The organism is Paenibacillus sp. 2003 (genome assembly GCF_031455635.1).
In the GTDB taxonomy this organism is placed as follows: domain Bacteria; phylum Bacillota; class Bacilli; order Paenibacillales; family Paenibacillaceae; genus Paenibacillus; species Paenibacillus amylolyticus_B.
In genome coordinates this window covers 206,807-228,426 of record NZ_JAVDTB010000009.1, presented here as the reverse complement: position 1 = coordinate 228,426, position 21,620 = coordinate 206,807, and the positions used below count along the sequence as shown (strand labels likewise).

The following is a 21,620-nucleotide window of genomic DNA, read 5'->3' as shown; positions in this document are numbered from 1 at the left end:
TGAAAAGAGCGATAAGCTCATTTTGAATCTGACGAGATTAAAAATCTCATTTGTGCTCCAGTCGATTCAAGCCAAGGCTTGTCTCGAACTTTTGCGTTCATTCTGCAAGCAGAATGTTCACTCACTCGTTGTTCAGTTTTCAAAGATCAAACACGATTTGTTTCACTTCTTTTTCGTCTCAACCAAGTTTCGGCGGCGACTTAAATAATGTAACACATTTCGTTTGTTTTCGTCAAGAACTTTTTTTTGATTTCTTTTTTGGAAGCTTTAGTTCTTCACTTTTCCTCTGAAGAATTTATCGTTTGTTGACGATAATCTCGTTTGAGGAACGAAATATAATGTATCATATATCGTGAATGAGAGTCAACATCTTTTTATAAATTATTAAACAAACAAAAAAGGAAGGTTTCCCCTCCCTTATGTGATCAATATAGCGTCGGGCTTCGGGAGGAGGTTATGCCTCTATCCAATACCGAATCTCCCGGCCCTCTCCTCCGATCGATGGCCATCCTGCCGATTCTTTTACAATAGAACGAAAGACCAGCTTACGTATAACCAAAGGCAGATCTTCTCGAACAAATCTTAACTGCGGATGATGAACAAGTTCATTCATGCTCCACGGCTCCTTGCGACTTCTTAACACACGCAGCAGCAGTTCTGAGCATTCACTCATTTTGGACATTACGGAAAACTCACAGGCAAGCAGGACAAGCTCTACTCGCTGCTCTAGCGTCTCCGAGCTTACGGTAAGCTCTTGATATAGTTTCCATAAAGCGCGATCCAGATTCTGCACATGTGTCCAGACGGCATGATCCGGGTATATCCCCTGTTCAATCAATACAATTCTTGCCCAGTTCCCCAGAGCCTCTAATACATTGTAGTAGGCGTCTACAACATGACCTTCCTGAATATGACGTTTGGCCTCCACATACATTCTCAAGAAACTGGTGAATTCATGTAGCAGCTTCTGCTCACGCAATTCTGCCCCAAAGGTAGACAGTTCTTCTCGCAAATCACTTAAGGCGCTGTCCGCTTCCCAGATAATCTCACCTTCAATCAGACACTGGGTGAGATTATTATGATTTCCGGTAACTACACTACTCTTTAATTCATGACGGCTTGTATAGATCATCTGATAACGAAGATCACCATATCTGTAATGTCCCACTGCCGACTTCAATTGATCATCATTATGAACAACAAGTACTAATAATTCGAAATCTTGAATTAGGGAGCCGTGGAATCGCTCTCCCGGGTGGGAATAAGCGATAGCCCCAACTGCCCCTGTCTCTTCCGACTGTTCGGACAAAAAAGCAAGGTTCTTTAATTCCACGATTCCCTCCATACATTTCATGGCAGATAAGCGCCAAGTCAGTTATAATGTAATTCTACATCCAGACTGAAGTTTCCTTCTTTTCCAGATCCAATACTACTCATACGATAGGAGCATTTTTCATGATTTTTAAATCAGCAAAAATTAATGCTTTTCGCACTTGGGGATTACTACTGACCATGCTAGGTATGGGCCTAATGATACTGGGAACAGCCGGGATTGTTTTCTGGGGACATGCAGGCAAGGTATTCGCAGCTGTTGGGCTCGTCATCGGACTGATTGCCATGATGGCCAGTCTAGGAATTTATTTCTGGGCGGGTATGCTCTCCACCAGCGCAGTACAAGTCGACTGTCCGGAATGCGGGAAGTTAACCAAAATGCTTGGCAAAACGGATCGGTGTATGTTCTGTCATACCATCCTCACCCTGGACCCTACTAAGGCCAACATGACCAGTCAACAACTGAAAGCGCCTTCTACAACAGTTCCCCCCACCGATGGTTAGCACGATATGATCTCCAACCGCTAAATGTCTTTTACCTTAATTTCATTGAAGAACAAAAAAAGGCCTGGTATGTTTACCGGACCTTTTTTGGACTTGGCTTATAAGTGAGCCCTTATTGCTGTTATCAATAGCTAAAATATGAAGTTAAGTTATAAGTTCTACGATCAATAAAACGGTAGACTGCACGTATGATGGTATCCAAGGAGAAACTTTGAACTTAGTGAAAATAAATTGGAGCAAGCAGACACTCTGAGTTCGAGTAAATTATTTCTGGTAACCAACCTGCTTTAATACCTCCCATGCAGAAGCATTAGCAAAACTTCGATTCCATGCTGCTACTCCGCCCAGCTTCAACGAAGAAATCAAATCCACCCGCGCCTGAAGGGACACGGCATCTTCGATCCATATTTTCTTGGTAGCTCCGTCTTCCTTATATTCCACATAGTTCTGTCCACTTGCCTGATCCAGTTCAGGTTTGAGTTTCTTCTCTTGGATCAGCTCCACAATGGCATTCATGCCCACCGCTTTGGAAGACACTTTAACCTCACCCTGATCATTCGTCTCTTCCGTCCATATCCGGGTATAGAGTGGAACCGCCATGATCAACTTGTTTGAAGGGACTTCATCCTCCTCAAGTATACGTCTCATGGAAGCCTCGGTCCAAGGCAGAGATGCTACCGAACCTGCCTTGGGACTGGCCGCCCAATGTTCATCATAAGCCATCACAATAACATAGTCTGCAAAAGAACCTAATGCACGGCGATCCAGAAAGGCAGACCACATCTCACTGTTCGATTTTGGTGTTACATCGATTGATAACATCAATCCATGTATACGAGCCATCGCCTTGATCTCGCGCACAAACTGCGTAATATTCGGCCCGTCATCTGTATACACGTTCTCAAAGTCGATGTTGATACCATCCAGTTGATACGTCTGTGCATACTCCAACATCTGCTCAATAATATGAGTGCGTGTCTCGTAAGAAGCTACAGCTTCTTTTGTAACGTCCGGATCAAAGCTGTTATCCATGAGTCCCCATACTTCCATACCCGAACGGTGAGCCCAGTTCACATAAGCTTGGTTTCCCTTGCTTTTCACAGTGCCCTGTCCATCCGTAATATGAAACCATGTAGGGCTGACCACATTCACACCAGGCATTTTACCGATAGAGCCCACATCAGGCTGACGATTGTACACGGCTTCCCAAACCAGATTTACCGGTTTATTCTGCCACTTCTTCTCTGCTGCAGTCAGCGTATATTTAGGCAAGTCCACCTTCTTTTTCTCGGTGAGGACAATATAATCATTATCTACATATCCGGCATACCCATTATCGAGTTGAACAAAACTCTGTTCATCCCCCGTCTGCCATACACGTACCCGTGCGTCCTTTTCCATATCGGCAATGATTGGTGAGGATTCTCCCCCACGTTTATACAACGGCACCGTTTTGTCCGCTTTGGATGATAATGTATCAATCTCTGCATACTGAATCATGTCTCCTCCACGCATCAGCAGCACAGCACCTGTTACTGAATCTTCCTGTACGGTTATACCATATACTTCTTTCAAAGGTTTGAGCGGAATATAGGCTTCTCCGTCCTTAACATCCGGCTTAACCGTCATAGGATAATCCTTATGGTTAAGTTCCGCCTGTGTGCTATCCTCTTTCATATGAAGGACTCGCTGAGGAGAGGCAATAATGATATCTCCTGACTCTGGTTCATAACGTATGCCCGCATCAACTGCTTCTTGGAGCACCTTTACAGGCAACTTGAGTTGATCTCCTGTACCCAGAGCGTCTCCATCCATCAGTTGCCCATCTACAAAAATAGGCTGGCTTCTTCCTACCCAATCGGGGTCTTCATGGGTCTGGTTCAACCATACATTTGTTATAAGCCAGTAAGCCCCCCCGGCGATCAGACAAACCCCGAGAAAACCGGGCCAAAATGAACGTCGCTTCTGACGTGTATATCTGCTTTTTCTACCCAAACGTCTACCTCCGTTAATTATGCTGATCATAAGGATGTGCGCATAAGTTGTTATAAAGATGAGCATTTTGCATAAATGCTAAAAAAAAAACGTGAAGAATCCATACTGAATTCTGCACGTTAATATTGTAATTCAACTCTCTTAATCCCTGCAACTTTTGCAAACGCCATATACTTCCAATCGGTGACCGTGTACTTCGAATCCTGTACTAGACTCCGCTTGAAGCTCTACACTTTTGAGTGAAGGATAGCTGAAGTCTTCAATCTTGCCGCATTGATCACAGATAACATGATAATGATCCGTCACATTGGCATCGAAGCGACTTGAATTATCTCCGTATGTCAATTCCCGGACCATGCCAGCTTCCAGAAACATCTTCAAATTATTATATACCGTTGCCACGCTCATACTGGGAAATTGGGGTTCAAGGGCTCGGTAAATTTCATCGGCTGTCGGATGCCCCATGGATTCCATCAGATAGTTCAATATGGCATGACGCTGGGGTGTAATACGGACACCGGTCGTTTTCAGATGCTCCAACGCATGTTGGACACGTGTTGCCATAAAACCCACCGCCTTACCTTTCATTCTCTGGTGAAGAGTAAGTTACTGTCTCTTAGCTCAGAGTTGATTCCCGGCCATTAAAAACGACAATCCATCTTTCATGCCGTGTAATCTTGCCAGTGTACATTTATTGTACGGCGATTACAAGTTTATTGTCAACGCGGCAGTCAAGGAACCTCTGTAGAATCCTCCTGGGAATTTGGTCCGTCCTCGGTAGTCTGTTCCAGATTCTCAGCCGTATCTTCAGAATCAGGTTTAACTGTTTCAGGTGTAGATACAGCCGGGTTACTCTGAATGGTGAGATCACTGTTGCCTTCAATTTTCACCCTGTATTCGCCCTCACCGAGCTGGCCTTCTATGGTTTTATTCTGTACTTTGAACGGCAGATCCGTACTTAGATCTCCATAACTGCTGGAACCGGCAAGACTGTAGTCTCCACGATCAGGAAGTAATACGTTAATGGCTCCCACCGCACTGTACACATCCCAGTCCCCTCCGACTTTGGTAGATACGATGTTAATACTGCCATTAAGCGATTGGGCTTTGATTCCCAGATTGGCTCCATCCAGCGTAATATTGCCGTTGCGTGTCTCTGCGGTGAATTCACCAACGGAGTCCACAATACTGATACTTCCCACTTGTGTAGCAAGATCTACATCGCCGGAAATACCGCGAGCCTTCATGTCGCCACGGTTACTGTCCAGATCCACATTACCAATGGCATTGGCTACAATGACATCCCCGTTCAATGTTTTCCCTGAGATATCTCCAACAGCATTGGTAATCCGGATACGTCCGTTACCCGTTTCTGCCAGTATGGTACTAATGGCTTCCGGACGGTTTAATAATATGGCTCCATTGGAAGTTCGAATATCCAGATTAAAACGACGATCATCCGGGATCGTAATGGTAAGATTCATACGTGGCTGTGTTTTTTCATTGTCTCCATACGTCTTGCCTGTAGCTTTGATATAAATTACTTTTGTACCATCGGTCTCTACAAAAGAGGCTGCTGCAACGGCCTTTGCCTGTACTTCCGTCGTCTGATCTACCCAGATAACCGTCCGTACTTCAATCTCATCCGTATCTCCGCGTTGTACCGAGATATCTCCGTTGACACCTTCGACCACAAGATCAGACGTATCCATGCGAACAGGTACACGAATCGTGCCCTTATCCTCCATATATCCTGCCGCTTGACTGTAGTCCATGGATGCCGCTCCGAGATTTAGACTCACTCTATTCCATAAGTGCATGTAGTGATCCTGCTCGGTGACGATAAATACGGATGCCGCCAAAATCAATGAGGTCAGAATGCCTTTGGCATCGGGTCTGAAACGTACTTTGATTTGCTCATCAGGATTGCTCGGGTTATCCGATTGCACCTTGTTTCTTCTGCGTGTCCACAGGAACAGCACAATATATTCAACACCTAAAACAACGAGCAAAAATGGCCACCAGTCCACCATCTCATATACGTAGTCAGTTCCCCACCGTTTATCCAAAATCAACAGCACACCGACCGCTATGATTAAGGCGGCAGCCGTATAGCGGCCAACCCGGACTTTACGGTTCATCACGTTCCCTCCTTGTATCGTTTCCACTACATTTTTTTCTTGTTCAACATCACCCAGAATTCACGACCAAACAGAAGCAAACCGCCTACGATCATGAGAACCGCAAATGAATATCCGCCGTACATGGCGAGAAGCTCTTGAAACCAACGTGGTTTGCGGAAAAACAGCACCATCAAAGACCCTCCCACAATCAGAAGTAATCCAAACGATATGCCTCTCTCCCAAACCATCATTGCATCTCGTGTAGAACGTTCATTAGTTATCGGCTTGTCCGAAGTTGCCTGCGTCACTGCTCTACGTCTGCGCATCATGACCCAATCTGCAGATTGCAACACATCATATACATTGTAAAAGTAAATAACCGGGATACACAAAGCCAGTAAGATGAGCAATGGCACATTGATCTGTATACCAATAGATGAGAAGTACAATACTGCTGACAGATCAAGCAAAACAAGCAGCATAAAGGTCAAACCTCTCATGTACAATCTCAGATAAATATGACCCAGGCCAGGAATAATGGCACTCAGTAATCCCGCGATAAACTTGTGAGTCCGATTTCTGACCGGTTTGGCCTGGACTGAACGGGTCTTTTTGTTCAATTGACGTCTCCGTTTCATAACATACTCCTCTCTTCTGATCTGACCTTCCGCTCTTCATGCATTTGGTTAGATAGTACCCTAAAGAGCAAGGAGAGTAACTGGAAGAAATATGGATATGACCAAAAACCCTCCGGCACTACTGGCCTGGGGAGGGTTGTAATTCATTTATTCGATCGACACCTTGGTAACGTGTTCCCATTGTCTTAACTTGGATACCAAGCCTACCGTTTGGAAATCATGCGGTACCTGAACATGTAACACAATCTCAATTTTACGTTCAACCGAGACCATCTCTGCATAAGCCAAGTCTTGTTCATTCACGGTAATTTTACGAATTTTGATCTTTTCCTGCTCCATACATGAAGACAGTTGTTCGAGAAAACCGGGTTCTGACAAGGTATGAAGTGTAACAACATGCAGTTTGTTCCCTCGTAAATACCTTAGCTCTAATTTGTTAAATACCCAGAGATTAAGTAATACCAGAACGGTGGATACGATAGAGGCAAAAAAGAATCCCGCACCTGCTGCGAGCCCAATGGCTGCAACAACCCAGATTGAAGCTGCTGTAGTCAGTCCGGTAATGGATTTTCCCGTGAAGAGAATTGTCCCTGCTCCCAGGAATCCGACACCAGTAATTACAGCAGTAGCCAGACGTGCTGGATCGATCCTTACATTTAATTCATTAGCAAAATCTTTAAAGCCATAAACAGACAACATCATAATCAGTGCGGAACCAAGACACACCAGGATATGGGTACGCAAACCGGCAGCATGATTGGACCGTTCCCGCTCCAGGCCTACGAGCCCTCCAAGCAGCATAGCCAGCAATAATCGTAATAAAATGTGCCACTCATCAATGAACCAGGGATCGCCCAAAGTCGGTATTCCTCCTCAAGTTGTTAATATTATTAAAGTTTATTCTTGTGAAAAGTCGTTAATTCCACTCCAGGTGCAATCTGTGTGACTTCCACGGGATTAAAACCAAATTTGGTGTACAGATTCACTGCGGGTTGATTCAGCGTTCCTGTGGAGACGATATAACGCGGAAGATCCGCATGCTGTTCCAACACATAGGTCATCAAAGATGCCGCAATTCCCTTGCGAAAGTGATCCGGGTGCACCATCATTCGTGTAATGGTCAGTGTATTCTCCTCTTCCTCTGCTACAGCGACAGCCCCGATAAGCTCTCCGTCATCATGGATACAACCATAAAAACTCTCTCCACAATCCCGAAGTGTCTCCATCGTATCCATCAAAGGAGGAATCTCCTGAAATCCGATGATTTCGGCTTCCAATCGATAAGCTACATGTTGTAGTCTCCATAACTGTCCCAACGTCTCCAGATCACTCAGTGACAATGGTTGAATGTTCATATCTGTTCCCCCGTCCAAAATACATTTGTATCTATCAATACCAAAAAGAGGCTGTCACAGGGACGAGCCTCTTTCTGTCCGGCCTCACCGGAAGGATTAGCGGTTCAGTACATCTGCAAGCAGTTGGTTGGCTAGAGCGGGATTCGCCTTGCCTTTACTTTCTTTCATAACCTGACCAACAAGGAAGCCAATGGCTTTTTGTTTACCAGCTTTATAGTCTTCCACGGATTGAGGGTTATTTGCTACAACCTGCTCAACGATGGCAAGAATGGCGCCTTCATCACTAATCTGCACAAGACCCTTCTCTTCAACGATCTGCTGTGGAAGCTTGCCGCTCTCCAGCATTTCCTTGAATACCGTTTTGGCGATTTTGCTGTTAATGGTGCCCTTCTCCAGCAGTCCGATCATCTCACCCAAACCTTGACCTGTCAGTGGGACCTGAGTCACCTCAAGATTGCTCGTATTCAGGTAACCCAGCAAGTCGCCCATGATCCAGTTGGATACGGATTTGGCATCCTGAGTGAATTTCAAGCTATCTTCGAAAAGATCAGCTATAGCCTTGGATGAAGTAATAACCTCTGCATCATAACTAGGTAATCCGTAATCAGCCGTGTAACGAGCTTTACGTTCGTCTGGGAGCTCAGGTATCGTAGCCTTGATGCGCTCTTTCCAGGCTGCATCAATATGCAGCTTCACGAGATCCGGGTCCGGGAAATAACGGTAGTCATGCGCCTGTTCCTTACCACGCATCGACAGTGTTTTTCCTTGAGCTTCGTCCCAGCGACGCGTCTCCTGAACCACTTCACCGCCATCATCCAGAATTTCAGCCTGACGATATTGTTCATATTCGAGACCACGCTGCACACCACGGAAGGAGTTCATGTTTTTCAGCTCAGCTCTTGTTCCCAGCTTCTCCTGTCCATGTGGACGCAAACTGATGTTGGCGTCACAACGCAGTGAACCTTCTTCCATCTTCACGTCCGATACATCACAGTACTGCATGATTGCACGCAATTTTTCAAGATACGCACGTGCTTCTTCCGGAGAGGAAATCTCAGGTTCAGATACAATCTCCACCAGTGGAGTACCCACACGGTTGAAATCCACCAAAGACGCGTATCCGCCATCGATATGTGTAAGCTTCCCTGCATCTTCTTCCAAGTGAAGACGTGTGATGCCAATTCGTTTCGTTTCACCATTCACTTCGATATCAATCCAGCCGTTCTCACCGATCGGTTGATCAAATTGCGAGATCTGATAGGCTTTTGGTGAGTCGGGGTAAAAGTAGTTTTTACGGTCAAACTTGCTGACATCAGCAATCGTACAATTCAGGGCCATCGCGGCCTTCATGGCGTAGTCTACCGCCTGACGATTCAGAACAGGCAGTACGCCCGGATGTCCGAGACAGACCGGGCAGGTATGCGTATTCGGCGGAGCTCCAAAAGCTGTGGAGCAGCCGCAGAAGATTTTGGAGTTGGTATGCAACTCCACGTGGACTTCAAGTCCAACGACCGTTTCATATTTAGATGCGGACATTTCTATATTCCTCCGTTCCGGGCAGTCTACAGCTGCGGACGCTGCTTGTGGAATTCTGTATTTTGTTCAAACGCATGCGCTACACGCAATACGGTTGTTTCATCAAAGGCTTTTCCGATAATCTGCAGGCCAACAGGCAATCCATCCGAGAATCCACATGGAATACTAACAGCAGGTACACCAGCCAGATTGACTGGAATCGTTAGAATATCGTTCAAGTACATTGTAAGTGGATCATCCACCTGTGAACCCAGTTTGAACGCCGTAGTTGGCGCAGTTGGTCCGATAATCACATCGTATTTGGCAAATACATTGTCGAAATCCTGTTTGATCAAAGTACGTACCTTCTGTGCTTTCAGATAATAGGCATCATAGTAACCCGAGCTGAGTGCATACGTTCCGAGCATGATACGTCGTTTCACTTCCGGACCAAAGCCTTGACTGCGGGACTGATGATACAGATCCAGCAAGTTATCCGGATTGTCAGCACGTACGCCATAACGCACGCCATCAAATCTAGCCAAGTTGGAAGAAGCCTCTGAAGATGCCAGCAGGTAATACGTAGCCACCGCATATTCGGTATGCGGAAGGGATACTTCTTCCCATGTTGCCCCGAGTCCTTCAAGAACTTTCAATGCAGACAAAACCGTTTCTTTCACTTGTGGATCGACGCCTTCACCGATATATTCCTTCGGAACAGCAATGCGAAGCCCTTTGACATCACCTGTCAGTCCGCTCAAATAATCCGGGATTTCTACTTTTGCAGATGTCGAATCTTTGGCGTCATAACCAGCAATAGCTTGCAATACATAAGCAGAATCTTCAACATTTTTCGTCAAAGGACCAATCTGATCCAGGGATGATGCAAATGCAACCAATCCAAAGCGGGAAACAAGTCCGTACGTTGGCTTCAATCCAACAACACCGCAATACGAAGCAGGTTGTCTGATGGAGCCACCTGTATCTGATCCAAGCGTGAAGTACGCTTCTCCCGCAGCCACAGCTGCTGCAGAACCACCGCTGGAACCTCCTGGAACACGATCAAGTGCCCATGGATTACGTACAGGGGAGAAACTTGAATTTTCATTGGAGCCGCCCATGGCGAATTCGTCCATGTTAAGTTTACCAATAGTTACGGTGTCCGCAGCTTTCAATTTCTCAACAACTGTCGCGTCATACACCGGGTCGAAATTACGAAGAAATTGGCTACCACACGTCGTGCGCAGTCCGTTCGTAACGATGTTATCCTTAATACCTACAGGCAGACCAAAAAGCAAACCTTTCTCCTCGCCGCTAACCAGACGGTCATCCAGTTGACGTGCACGAGCGCGTGCTTGTTCTTCATCCAGTGCCAAATATGCTTTAACTTTATCATCATGCGCGCCAATGTTCTGATACGCCTGATCCACCAGATCGCTGACCGACAGCTCTTTGGCATGCAGCTTGTTATGTAACTCAGGCAACGATTGTTCAAATAAACTCACAGTTTTTGTCCTCCTTCCGGTTATCCGTTATTCCATTACAGCAGGCACTTTAAACTGCCCGTCTTCTTCTTCCGGTGCATTGCGCATCACCTGTTCAATCGACAGGCTTTCTTTGGTCTCATCTTCACGCATAACATTGCTTACGTGCAGAACGTGAGTGGTGGGTTCGATGTCTTCCGTATCCAGCTCATTCAGCTTTTCTGCATATTTTAAAATCGCGTTCAGCTGACCTGTCAGGGTCTGTTCTTCTTCAGCAGTCAAGTTGAGCCGGGCCAGCTTGGCCACATGCTGAACGTCATTATTCGAAATACTCACTAGCGGATGCCTCCTTCATTCGTTCTGATTCCCGAAACGACCTGAAACGAATCGCTCGTTTAACGGGCTAAAGTCTCAAGATAACTTTTTTCATTATAGGTGAGATAGTTCGACAATTCAATGCAAATGACCTGACGGGCTTCCGGGAAGCTAAAATCAAACTTATAAAATAAAAAAGAGCCGGCATCAGCCGACTCTTAAAATTCTAGATCCATGCACGCAGATTAACCTGCTTTATAAAATCCGCCTGTGACATAACATCGTTCGCGGTTTCCTCTTCCTCTTCCACAGCTTGAAAATCTCCGTTCATCAGATGATGAAACAGCTTCTCATTGTGTGTCGCAAGGGCGTAATCTATCAACGCTTCTCGCTCGACCCGCTCAGCTTCCTGCTTCAGCAGAACCTCTTCCAGATCGACGTCGCCGGATGGAACAAAAAAGTTCCGGTTCACCTGCGGCACTCGAAGCACGTAATCGAACGCATTGTCCGGATTCCGGTCATAAGCGATGATGAAACCATATTCCCCCACAGGAAGATTCTGCTCAAACGCATCCGCGACGATGACAACCTTCTCTCCTAATCGCAGCATCGTCTAACCTCCTGGTAGTCTATCATTAATATTTATTTGTATAGTCTACTAGAAAAGAATAACGATGTCTAGGAATACTAGAATTAAACAACATATTTGTGCAAAATCTTTTTTTCCATTTTTAAAATGATGTTATTTCGGATTTCGTGCACCTGGCTTGCGCTGTGATCGAATTACGACAAACCAATATATTATCAGCGGCGTGGGAAATCCCGTGATACCCCATAATCCCCATAACCAAGGGAAACGTCCACGTCTGCGTGCGTCCTGAAAGATCCATGTGCCCTGAACCAGGAGAAAAATGCCAAGCAATATAAGCCATAGTGGAGAAATTTCATCCAATGAATAATGCATTTTATTCATGACGAACCTCCTTCCGGCGCCGTCCGGCCCAGATCACAGCCAAAATCACCGCAACAGCTGTACCAAGAGCCTGGATACCTAAATATAGAGCTGGAGCAGATACGAACAATAATGTACCGAACACAATGGCAAGCAATCCAACCAACCAGAAACATATCATCTCGATCCAATTGGCTCGACGTCTAATCTGTCTCCGTTCCCTGACTTGGGCTTCAAGTGCACCCAAAGAAGGAATACTTGTCGGCTCAAATGCATCATCCAGCACTTTCATGTGTTGCTGCAAACGTTCTACAACTTCTTGTTCCTGTGCATCATCTGATCTGCTCATCCTTATTCCAGCTCCTTTCTTAACTGACGGAGACCATAAGCTGTGCGTGACTTCACCGTTCCCGCAGGAATACCCAGCATTTCCCCGATCTCTTCATACCCGTATCCATAATAATGCTTCAGTAGCACTGCAACACGATGTTCAGGTGTCAGTCTTGTCATCGCATCCATGACATCTGTCCATTCTTCATTCCGAGTCTCAAGCTGCCAGCGGAATCGACGTACAGCCTGATCCCGGATGAGAGCAAGCCAGTTCTGTTCTCTCTTCTTACGTCTTGTCTTATCGATATAGATCCGGGTCGCAATGGTGATCATCCATGATGAAAAGGCAGACGTGCCGTCATATCGATGGATATTTTCCATACAACGAATCATCGTATCCTGCACCGTCTCTTCTGCGAGGTTAGCGTCCATTGTCACTTTGACAAGATACTTATACACAAACGTGTAGTGACGTTGCAACAACGCTGCGAGTGCGCTATCGTCTCCCGATACTGCTCTGCGTACTTCTTCGAGTTCAGCTGCCTTTATCATGAAAATCACCTGCTTTCCGTTCAATCTGGAGTTAATACGACTGACTCTGCAAAAACGTTCAATGAAATTAAATTAAAACCCGACAATTTCCCGGGCAATCAGACTTGATTCCGGTAATCTTGCAGCTTGTCGAACCACGGTTGGTTACGGGCTCCGTTTCTTAAAACACGGCTTGTCCATATATTCTGCTGAGACTTCATCATTTCATTGGCCACGCTAGGGTTATGTATTAAAGCTTGCTCAGTACCCGTTTCTCTTTTCCCACTTTCCAATATGCGACGGTTTTCTTCAATGATCGAATAATCGACACGCTGTCCCAACGGAATAACTCTTGGTTTCTCCACTTTGATATTCCCCACTCTCTCATGATCTACTATTTCTTAAATTCATCGTTCTAAACAATCTGTACTTGCTGCTAACTTGCTATTGGTATCAAACTGGCTTGTGATAAAGCGCATCTTGCATCTCTATGTAGCATAAAAAAGGCTAATTCTGTGTTAAAAAGGGGCTGAAAACAAAAAAAGAACGCAAACCGGGTATAGACCACAGTCTGCGTGCTTCGCGAGGTTGGGTGTTTCTTGGTAAAGCTTCAGTTAGATGATGCCTTAACGCTTGTAACAACTAATTGCTATTCTAATGAAAAAGTTGTCACTTGTCCAGACTTTCTTCACATATCATGTCGGATTATCTTGCGGACACGTAAGGATTGTTCTGTTTCTCATAACCAATGGTCGTTTTGGGACCATGACCTGGATATACTTTAACCTCATCAGCAAAGGTGTAAAGCTTGTTCTGGATTGAATCAATCAGATCCCGTTCACGCCCTCCTGTCAGGTCCGTTCTGCCCACACCCATGCGGAACAGCACATCACCGGCAAACAGGTCGTTATCACAAAGCAAACTCACACTGCCTGGTGAATGTCCAGGTGTATGGAACACTTTAAACATATGACCAATCAGATTCAGCTTCTGCCCTTCGTCCATGGCATATTCAGCAGGATCTGTCGAAAGCGGTGGTGTCGCCTGCGGCCAATTCAAAGATCCATTTAATTTCGGGGTGGTGAGCCAGTCACTCTCCAAGTCATGAAGATAAACGGGACATCCCTTCAATTTACGGATCTCATCTACCCCGCCCATATGATCAAAGTGAGCATGAGTGAGGAGAATGGCTTCAATCTCCAAGTCTTGGATCGCCTTAAGCAGCGGCCCTGGATTCATGCCTGGATCGATAATGACAGCTTTGCCCGGATCATCTCCTTGTAGGAGATACGCATTGGTCTGAAGCGGGCCTAGTGTAAACGTACGAATGTTAAGCATATCGGCTTAGTAACCCGAAATCAGTTCACGCAGCTCACGGATAATGGCCGCATGTGACTCCGTTCCTTCCCCATAACGTTTACCAATCTCTTGACGCGCTACAGCCAAATTTTCTTGATAATCTGCTGCTTCACGATCCGGATTAAGGCGTTTGAATTCAATCATGACTTCCTGTACATGCTGCGGACGAGGTCCCCACTGACCTAACACATGACCACCTGTATCTGCAAAAATAACGACTGGCACGGAACGGCCACCCATCGTCAGGAACTCATCCATCACTTCCGGATGGTTCTCCATGATCAGAACTTCTGTTGGGATTCCTGAAATTTCAAGCGCCTGGAACACAACCGGAATATTTCGGACAACATCCCCGCACCAGTCAGCAGCCAGAATTAACACACGCAGATCATCGCGATGGTTCAGACTCTCAAAAAACTCACGATCCTCTTCGTTCGACCAAGTAAAGCTATCATAATTGGCTTGGAATTCACTTTGGTTCTTGGTCATACTCTCGATAAAATCCTTCGGTGGCAGACCTTTACCGAATTTGTGAGACAAGTTGGGTTTACCCATGACTAGACACTTCCTTTCTTTTTACGAACATTCATCCATTTAATAAGTACATAAACGATCATAAGGGCGAGAGCGACAAGCAAAATAGGCATAACATATGGTGCCGCTTTCTCATCAATATGCTTCCATTGATCTCCAAGAATCATCCCTAAATATATAAACAATGCAGTCCAAGGTATAACAGCGAGTGTAGTAAGCAAGATGAATTTGCCTGTGTGCATTTTCGTGATGCCAGCCGGGATGGAGATTGCATGTCTTACCACCGGAACAAAACGCGCTGTAAAAATGACACCTGTACCATACTTGCGGAACCACTCCTCGGAATGGTCGATGTGTTTTTTCTGGATGAGTATGTATTTACCGTAGCGTTCAAGTACAGGTCTGCCCCCATAACGGCCAATCCAGTAAATAAATAACTGGGCAATCACACCGCCCACCGTTCCAAAAATCATAGCACCGAAGAAGTTGATATTACCTTGTGAAACGAGAAAACCTCCATACGCCAGCACAATTTCGCTTGGGATAACTTCCAACATTAATCCAAGCATGATTCCAAAGTATCCAAGACTTTGAATCCAATCGAACAATTGGCCAACAAGGTTATGAATAAAGTCCATCTCAACCCTCTTTCTCCATCCTGATTGGCGGTGCCCCTCCGCACCATGGATGTTCGTCCCTATTTTATCACAGGGCTGTGGACGTTGCTACTTCACGAGGTTGGGATAGTGTCCCGTTCGCAGCAGTCCGCATATGGTATGGGGAGAGGAGCGTGAGAAGATGTCACACAAGTCAACACCCGGTTCTCCGCCGGTCAAACATACGCAATCTGGTCAAAACCTTCCTTCCGCCAGAGGAATTCGCCGGGCATGCAGCAAAGAATTGTACCGGACAGCCAAAAGGCTAAAAGTATATGTCTCTCCCGAACGGATGAAGCAGGCGGAAGAATATTATTACGGTAAGGTGATTGCTAATCTGCTCTGGATTGGGGAGAATCGCGACAACCGCAAGAAATTATGTGAGTGGTGGAACACGGATGTCAGTGCAGAGATCGCCGCGATGTGGGAAGTAGATGTTGAACCACTAAAAGATGCGTTTCAGCATGCATTTGGCGGGTATCGTCTGTAGGAATGGAGGAATGAAAAGCTTCGCTCTGGGTGGAATTCGGGGGCACCTCTGGCTTGCGGTTGGAGCAGAGCATGGAGCCGACCACCATGGGGAGCATGAACATAAACTGGGATTATGAACATAAACACCGAGTAATTTTTCATGCTCAAGCCCACGAGTGGTAACGAATCTGAGGCGTCTTATTCAAGGATTTGAAGCACTCTTAGAAATCTAAGGAATCTGAGACACGTTATATCGGAATTTTTTGACTTTTATAGGGTTTTTGTTAGGAAATTTCGGGAAATAACGTGTCTGATGTTCCTTAGAATTTGAAAAGAGGAGCTAAAGGCCAAATAAGACGTCCTGTGTTCCTTAAAAAATCGTATACCCATCCGCAAGGAGCACCAGCTTGGACTCTCAGACTTTTTAGACGCTGACATACATCATCATATAGCTTGGGTAAACGTCAAGATCCATCAGTCATTCAAGGGCTCCGCTTGGTCAACTCTGGAGTAAACGGAGGAGAAAAAGCTGTAGCAATCCTGCGCAAGTTCTCTCCATAGCCTGGAGCATGTTCTTCCAGTACAAAACGACGATCATTGCGAACGTTTCCTGCTTCCACTTCCTCAGCCAGCAGTTGATACCGTTCATACATCTGTACACCAGCGGCGGCAGTCTGTCGGGCTCGATCTCTATATCCTGCCTTCCATTCCCGCCGCGCTGCCTGCTCCATCCAATACAAAGCCGTGGATTGGCCAATGCCATCATACCGATTCAATGCGATCGCTTGTTCAAAATATTCTCCAGCCTGCTGTCCTTCGCCGAATTGGGCTGCCAATCGTCCCAGTTCGATGTAAATCTGAGGATGCATCGGGGAATGGGACAAGCTGTTCAAAAGGAGTGATTCTGCTTCTCGTCCCGGGAGGGATCGTGCAAGGGATATCACGATATCGGGTCGATTCGGATTCGATTGAAAAGCAGCCATAAGATGCACCTTCTGTGCTGGAGTGCCATCCGGTTCAGACATCGCCTGACGGTACTGCACTTCTGCTACTACATATCGGGAGGTCAGCCAGACTGTTCCACCAATCCAGAAAAGGATGATCATCACTGTCGATACCCTTATTAGCCAAGCAGTTACTCGCTGAAGAATATGAAAGAAGGAACGCCACATCGGGACATATAATAAACGGGTGTGGATTGATAGAGATCGCAAGAAAAGAAATCTGGATCTGGATTTAGATCCCAATTTAGATCCCGATTTGGATCTGATGGGAGTGTATTTCAATGTTACGCCGGATCGCTGGACCCCCTCTGTTTCCGTCTTCAATGCAGTTGCCCAAGCACCAAGCCAGATGAAAAGCATCCAAAATAATGTAAAGCTCCAGTCAAAGTCCATCGCCCCATGCAGACCAAAAACAAGCACGGATGGAAAGAGCTGCGGTGCAAAATGAAAGATGCTTCGCAGGGTGAGGAGAAACCACCCTGCGACAACCAGGATGCCGATCATGCCCGTGTCCAGGGCGAGATCGAGCAAGCCGTTGTGGACCTCGCCTCCGACATAAGGCGAGGATTGAATGGCGCGAAACATGTTGCGCCATGTATCTCCCCCGTGGCCGAGCCATGCGGCCTCGGTCCACAGCTGGAGGGCGTCCCGCCACATCTGTAGGCGGGACACCCCAGTGCCGACACCCGCCGCGAGGCGATCGGCGGTGGAGGCCACGGCCATCAGTGCGGCGGCGGCTCCCGCCAGCACGATGGCCGTCAGGGCAGCGGCGCGCGGAGCCTTGGCGGCGCCGCTGTGCCATAGACGGCACAGCAGCAGCGTGCCGAGCAGCGCAGCTGCCCATGCCCCGGCCAGTGCCAGCAGGCCGGGCACGGGTGCAGGCGCCAGCTGGGCAGCAGCCAGCTGGCGGTACAGCCAGGCCGCGCACGCCAGTGGCGCGGCAGTGGCCAGCAGCAGCGGCAGGCGGGCACCGCGCCGCTGCAAAGCAAAGGCGGCGACCGCGGCGCAGCCGGTCGCCAGCCAAGCGCCGCGCGACTCGCTCAGCAGGAACGCGGCTTGCGCGGGCATGAGCGGCAGCACTGCCGCGATGAGTCGCCCGGCCGGCACAGGCCGGGCTATGACTCGCGCGGCGGCTGTCAGCCGCTCCAATGCGTACATGCCAACAACGGCACCGTACGCATTAGGGTACTGCAATAATCCGCCGAGCCTTGCTCCGGCGGAACTGATCTCGGGGTCAGCAGTCCGCATCACCCCGAAGGGCAGCGGCAATATCCCGCACACGGCAAGGATGCCGCTTAGCACAAGCAAGCCGCCTGCCATCTGCCAACCGCAGGCTAACCAACGTGCAGCATTCGTGCGCGCAGCCAGTATTGCGGTGAGCAGAGTAAACATCCCAAGCAGGCACCACCGCAGCATTTCATCCATGCTGCCCTGTTTACTCACCGAGCCTGCCCATGCATGTAGCCCAAAACATGTCATCATCCCCAGCGGCCACAATACCCGCCACATCCCCGGAAATCGAAATATTTTCTCAACGATTCGTTCGATGTTCCTCTGACCCTGTACCCATGACACGGGTATTCGTTCACTCGCCTTCTGTGGACGAATACCGACAAAAAAAAGAAAAAACAGGATCAATATACTTCCTGCTGCAATCAGAATGACCGGATACAGATCAGCCGAATAGTACAGTCCCCGACTCAGACATCCTGCAAGCAGCAAGACAATGGAGAGTATGCCCACCCCAACAGTCCACCCAGATCCTGAATAACGTTTACACCTCAAACTTTGAGAAAAACTCCCTGACGCATCGGTCTGAATAGCTCCATTTGGATTATTTTTATCATCTTTTTTATACGTATCATCTTTGTTGTATGTATCTTCCCTATTATATGTACTGACTTTACTACCCTTACTGCCCACATTACATAAGTCCCTGTTATCTACATAATCTGTACCCTCTGCATGGCGAGACCCGTCAAACGCCTGTTCCATCACATTCACCGCATACCCTCGTCTATCCCTTACAGCTCCCTTATCCATTGTCCTATTCTTCATCCTTATCCACCCTCCTTCCACCGCTCCATATGCATAACAAAAAGACAGAAGATCCCGATAACGGGTCCTTCTGCCTGATATACATCTGACAGTTATGATGTTGCTTGCTACGAAGTATGTGCATTGAATATCATTTTACATCCAGGGACCCTAATTGCAGTATGTCCCTTGGTTGTCATTGGCACACTCAGCAAAGGTCGCAATTTGCGGAATCTTGAACGGTTTCTTTGCTCGATTTTGATCTCCCGCCGGCCTGCTTGCCATCGCCAGGGAGCAAATCGGCACAAGCCCGCTCCAAATATGGATCGGCATGAATGAAATCTCGGAAAGCTGTGTATTCATTCCACATCTCCGTCACTTCGCCGGCCTGACCGCGAACAGCACGAATCAATATGTTTTTAGGCGTATTCTCCATATCGATGAATTCAAGCAATTGTGTCTTGTATCCCATCAGATCAAGCAACTTGGCACGAATCCCATCCGTAGCCAGTGCGGAAAAACGTTCCTTGAGGATGCCATGGGACAACAACGGATTCATCACGGAAGCCTCTACTTGATCAAACAGTTCATGCTGACAGCAAGGAACAGACAGAATCACAGAAGCCCCCCAACGAACTGCTTTCTCCAAAGCAGCATCGGTAGCTGTGTCACAGGCATGAAGCGTGACAACCATATCCACTTCATTCAATTCATCGTAGTCCGCGATGTCTCCAACCAGAAACTTCAGATCGCCATAATGCAATCGATTAGCCAGATCATTACAGTGTTCAATTACATCTGCCTTCAAGTCCAACCCAATAATCTTGAGTGAACGCCGTTGTTGTACAGACAGATAATGATATAACGCAAATGTCAGATAAGACTTCCCGCAACCAAAGTCAACGATGGTCAGTGGACGTCCTTCCGGCAGATGTGGAATGACATCCTGCACCATTTCGAGGAAACGGTTGATCTGTCTGAACTTGTCATATTTGCGGGCCAGCACACGACCTTCTTCGTTCATAATACCAAGTTCAACGAGGAACGATACGGGTACTCCCTCTTCCAATACATATTGCTTCTTGCGATTATGCGACAGATCCACCGCAGTTTTGGAAGCAGATTTGGTCAGGATGGATACTTTATATTTTTTGCTGATCAAAATTTGATAGTCTGCCTCGGTCGTACAGAGCAGCCCTTGACGAAACGTCTCTTCGCATAACAAAGTCATGCGCTCTGCCGCTTCAGCCGGAGTCAAATTCTCGTGCAGCACTTTGTTGTTATAATGGAATGCAAATTGATAATGCAGCTGATTCTTCAGTGTCACCGGCTTGACTTGCACTTTGGTATACGAGACATTGTCCCGTCTGCGCAGCTGGCTCCAGGTCGCTGTAATCAGCGAATTCTGTTCAAAGATGTCTTGTATAAGCTTTCGCAATGAATCCACGGGGTACATCTCACTTTCGGTTTGGTTTGGTCAACCGTTACCATACCACAATTCCGTTCCCTCTCCAAGTAAAGGCATGTAACAGGCCTTGATCCAATCCATATTTAGGAGCTCATCTCTTGACGACTTAGTTCAGCTAACCCCTCTTCAACTTCGTTACGTGGCAAACCGCCCTGCTCCAGCTGTTCATCCGTGAGTTGGCTCAACCTTTCGTAGAACGCCTGTACATCATCTCGGTAGCTCACCGGGAATTCATCACCAAGCTGGAGCAGTCTGTACCAACTGTTCTCTGCCTGGTCATAACGCCCTTGTTGTTCACGATACAGGGCAAGCTGTCTTTCGGTTCGAGCAGGGAGTTCATATTCTTTCGTAAGCCCCAACACACCCTCAACCCGTTCCGGTGCGTCTAATAACTTGGGATTAGCGCCATGATTCAATGCATACAGGTAAAAATGAAGTGACCTCATCAATCGAATGACAGCCTCATCCTCTGCGTCCATTCTCTCCTGATCATCGATGCCTTCCACTTTGGCCTTCTCTTGATAAATGTAAGCCTCTTCTTCAATCAGCCTCGCGGCTTGCTGCAGATTGTCTACCTCAATCATTCCGCGAAAACGGAACATTTCAATAACATCCTCTGCTGGCAATGAGTTCAGTAGCGATAAGTTCAACCCAAACTGCCTGCGCATCAGCTCATCCAGTTCAGACAATGCCTCGGTGTGCTTACGTTGCTGTTTGAGCGTGAACACTTTGCCAATTGCTTCAGTCATTTCCTCCATCATGCGGAGCAGATAATCTTTTCTGAACATGCTGTATGCCCCCTCATCATTCGACCCTATACATTCAATCGCCCTAATATCGTTCCTTTATATTTATTTTAATTCATGCCATGACAAAAAGCCAAAAACAAGACACGCGTGTCTTTGCTCTGGCCATGAACACAATAAACCCCTGCCTATCCCAAAGGGACGTGGCAGGGGTTCGGTTGAAATGGAACTGGATACCCCTCCTCCACGAGAGGTTGAATCATCCAGAAAC

Annotated in this window: 24 protein-coding genes; 3 read left to right on the top strand and 21 right to left on the bottom strand. The window is 47.0% G+C overall.

Translation table 11 applies throughout. The features are described 5' to 3' along the window. A partial coding sequence (locus tag J2X75_RS26255; RefSeq protein ID WP_310341816.1) for a hypothetical protein occupies positions 1-208 on the top strand: 208 nt, incomplete at its 5' end. 246 nt (positions 209-454) lie between these two features. On the opposite strand, the gene J2X75_RS26250 is transcribed toward J2X75_RS26255, so the two are convergent. Next, positions 455-1,333: a nucleotidyltransferase-like protein gene (locus tag J2X75_RS26250; protein WP_307542196.1), complete on the bottom strand. Its 879-nt coding sequence runs from the start codon at positions 1,331-1,333 to the stop codon at positions 455-457. Positions 1,334-1,455: 122 nt separating this feature from the next. On the opposite strand from J2X75_RS26250, the gene J2X75_RS26245 reads away from it, so the two are divergent. Beyond that, positions 1,456-1,836 (top strand): DUF2614 family zinc ribbon-containing protein, encoded by a 381-nt coding sequence (locus J2X75_RS26245; protein ID WP_310341812.1) that lies wholly within the window; start codon positions 1,456-1,458, stop codon positions 1,834-1,836. Between the two features lie 264 nt (positions 1,837-2,100). On the opposite strand, the gene J2X75_RS26240 is transcribed toward J2X75_RS26245, so the two are convergent. From J2X75_RS26240 to uptA, 17 genes are all read right to left on the bottom strand, one after another. Continuing rightward, entirely contained in the window at positions 2,101-3,831 is a 1,731-nt protein-coding gene (locus tag J2X75_RS26240) for a glycosyl hydrolase family 18 protein (protein WP_310341809.1), read from the bottom strand. A gap of 141 nt (positions 3,832-3,972) precedes the next feature. Further along, complete coding sequence (gene perR, locus J2X75_RS26235) at positions 3,973-4,395, bottom strand: peroxide-responsive transcriptional repressor PerR (RefSeq protein ID WP_026081471.1); 423 nt, start codon at positions 4,393-4,395, stop codon at positions 3,973-3,975. 167 nt (positions 4,396-4,562) lie between these two features. After that, positions 4,563-5,972 carry a DUF4097 family beta strand repeat-containing protein gene (locus J2X75_RS26230; RefSeq protein WP_310341804.1) on the bottom strand — a complete coding sequence of 470 codons (1,410 nt, stop codon included), beginning with the start codon at positions 5,970-5,972 and terminating at the stop codon, positions 4,563-4,565. A 26-nt stretch (positions 5,973-5,998) separates the two neighbouring features. Further along, the gene (locus J2X75_RS26225; RefSeq protein ID WP_074096431.1) at positions 5,999-6,592 is read right to left on the bottom strand and encodes a hypothetical protein; all 594 of its coding nucleotides are present in this window, start codon (positions 6,590-6,592) and stop codon (positions 5,999-6,001) included. Positions 6,593-6,739: 147 nt separating this feature from the next. Then, positions 6,740-7,450 carry an MgtC/SapB family protein gene (locus tag J2X75_RS26220; protein ID WP_017692302.1) on the bottom strand — a complete coding sequence of 237 codons (711 nt, stop codon included), beginning with the start codon at positions 7,448-7,450 and terminating at the stop codon, positions 6,740-6,742. A gap of 32 nt (positions 7,451-7,482) precedes the next feature. Continuing rightward, positions 7,483-7,947, bottom strand: a complete 465-nt coding sequence (locus tag J2X75_RS26215) for a GNAT family N-acetyltransferase (protein WP_036607041.1) — start codon at positions 7,945-7,947, stop codon at positions 7,483-7,485. Between the two features lie 96 nt (positions 7,948-8,043). Beyond that, complete coding sequence (gene gatB / locus J2X75_RS26210) at positions 8,044-9,483, bottom strand: Asp-tRNA(Asn)/Glu-tRNA(Gln) amidotransferase subunit GatB (RefSeq protein WP_062836483.1); 1,440 nt, start codon at positions 9,481-9,483, stop codon at positions 8,044-8,046. Positions 9,484-9,509: 26 nt separating this feature from the next. Beyond that, on the bottom strand, positions 9,510-10,967 hold the full coding sequence (gene gatA / locus J2X75_RS26205) for an Asp-tRNA(Asn)/Glu-tRNA(Gln) amidotransferase subunit GatA (protein WP_036667997.1): 1,458 nt from the start codon (positions 10,965-10,967) through the stop codon (positions 9,510-9,512). Between the two features lie 27 nt (positions 10,968-10,994). Beyond that, complete coding sequence (gene gatC / locus J2X75_RS26200; RefSeq protein WP_036607033.1) at positions 10,995-11,282, bottom strand: Asp-tRNA(Asn)/Glu-tRNA(Gln) amidotransferase subunit GatC; 288 nt, start codon at positions 11,280-11,282, stop codon at positions 10,995-10,997. A gap of 205 nt (positions 11,283-11,487) precedes the next feature. Next, positions 11,488-11,871: a hypothetical protein gene (locus J2X75_RS26195; RefSeq protein ID WP_024631336.1), complete on the bottom strand. Its 384-nt coding sequence runs from the start codon at positions 11,869-11,871 to the stop codon at positions 11,488-11,490. A gap of 132 nt (positions 11,872-12,003) precedes the next feature. Next, positions 12,004-12,234, bottom strand: a complete 231-nt coding sequence (locus tag J2X75_RS26190) for a hypothetical protein (RefSeq protein ID WP_179198630.1) — start codon at positions 12,232-12,234, stop codon at positions 12,004-12,006. Further along, positions 12,227-12,562: a YxlC family protein gene (locus J2X75_RS26185; RefSeq protein ID WP_124118098.1), complete on the bottom strand. Its 336-nt coding sequence runs from the start codon at positions 12,560-12,562 to the stop codon at positions 12,227-12,229. Before J2X75_RS26185 ends, J2X75_RS26190 begins: the two co-directional genes overlap by 8 nt. A 2-nt stretch (positions 12,563-12,564) precedes the next feature. Next, positions 12,565-13,095 (bottom strand): RNA polymerase sigma factor SigY, encoded by a 531-nt coding sequence (gene sigY, locus J2X75_RS26180; protein WP_149846803.1) that lies wholly within the window; start codon positions 13,093-13,095, stop codon positions 12,565-12,567. A gap of 98 nt (positions 13,096-13,193) precedes the next feature. Continuing rightward, positions 13,194-13,439, bottom strand: coding sequence for a hypothetical protein (locus tag J2X75_RS26175; RefSeq protein ID WP_307542173.1), 246 nt, complete (start codon positions 13,437-13,439; stop codon positions 13,194-13,196). Between the two features lie 340 nt (positions 13,440-13,779). After that, positions 13,780-14,412 carry an MBL fold metallo-hydrolase gene (locus J2X75_RS26170; protein ID WP_124118100.1) on the bottom strand — a complete coding sequence of 211 codons (633 nt, stop codon included), beginning with the start codon at positions 14,410-14,412 and terminating at the stop codon, positions 13,780-13,782. Positions 14,413-14,418: 6 nt separating this feature from the next. After that, entirely contained in the window at positions 14,419-14,988 is a 570-nt protein-coding gene (locus tag J2X75_RS26165) for a thioredoxin family protein (protein WP_017692292.1), read from the bottom strand. Between the two features lie 2 nt (positions 14,989-14,990). Continuing rightward, the gene (gene uptA, locus J2X75_RS26160; RefSeq protein ID WP_036607012.1) at positions 14,991-15,605 is read right to left on the bottom strand and encodes an undecaprenyl phosphate transporter UptA; all 615 of its coding nucleotides are present in this window, start codon (positions 15,603-15,605) and stop codon (positions 14,991-14,993) included. A gap of 160 nt (positions 15,606-15,765) precedes the next feature. Between uptA and J2X75_RS26155 the strand changes: the two genes are divergently transcribed. Beyond that, on the top strand, positions 15,766-16,113 hold the full coding sequence (locus tag J2X75_RS26155; protein ID WP_310341784.1) for a dehydrogenase: 348 nt from the start codon (positions 15,766-15,768) through the stop codon (positions 16,111-16,113). Positions 16,114-16,576: 463 nt separating this feature from the next. Here J2X75_RS26155 and J2X75_RS26150 read toward each other — a convergent pair whose 3' ends face one another. From J2X75_RS26150 to J2X75_RS26140, 3 genes are all read right to left on the bottom strand, one after another. Further along, positions 16,577-19,156 carry an O-antigen ligase family protein gene (locus J2X75_RS26150; RefSeq protein WP_310341781.1) on the bottom strand — a complete coding sequence of 860 codons (2,580 nt, stop codon included), beginning with the start codon at positions 19,154-19,156 and terminating at the stop codon, positions 16,577-16,579. A 187-nt stretch (positions 19,157-19,343) separates the two neighbouring features. Then, positions 19,344-20,591: a class I SAM-dependent methyltransferase gene (locus J2X75_RS26145; RefSeq protein WP_307542169.1), complete on the bottom strand. Its 1,248-nt coding sequence runs from the start codon at positions 20,589-20,591 to the stop codon at positions 19,344-19,346. Between the two features lie 95 nt (positions 20,592-20,686). Then, positions 20,687-21,391 (bottom strand): DUF6483 family protein, encoded by a 705-nt coding sequence (locus tag J2X75_RS26140; RefSeq protein WP_310341778.1) that lies wholly within the window; start codon positions 21,389-21,391, stop codon positions 20,687-20,689. Positions 21,392-21,620 lie beyond the last annotated feature (229 nt).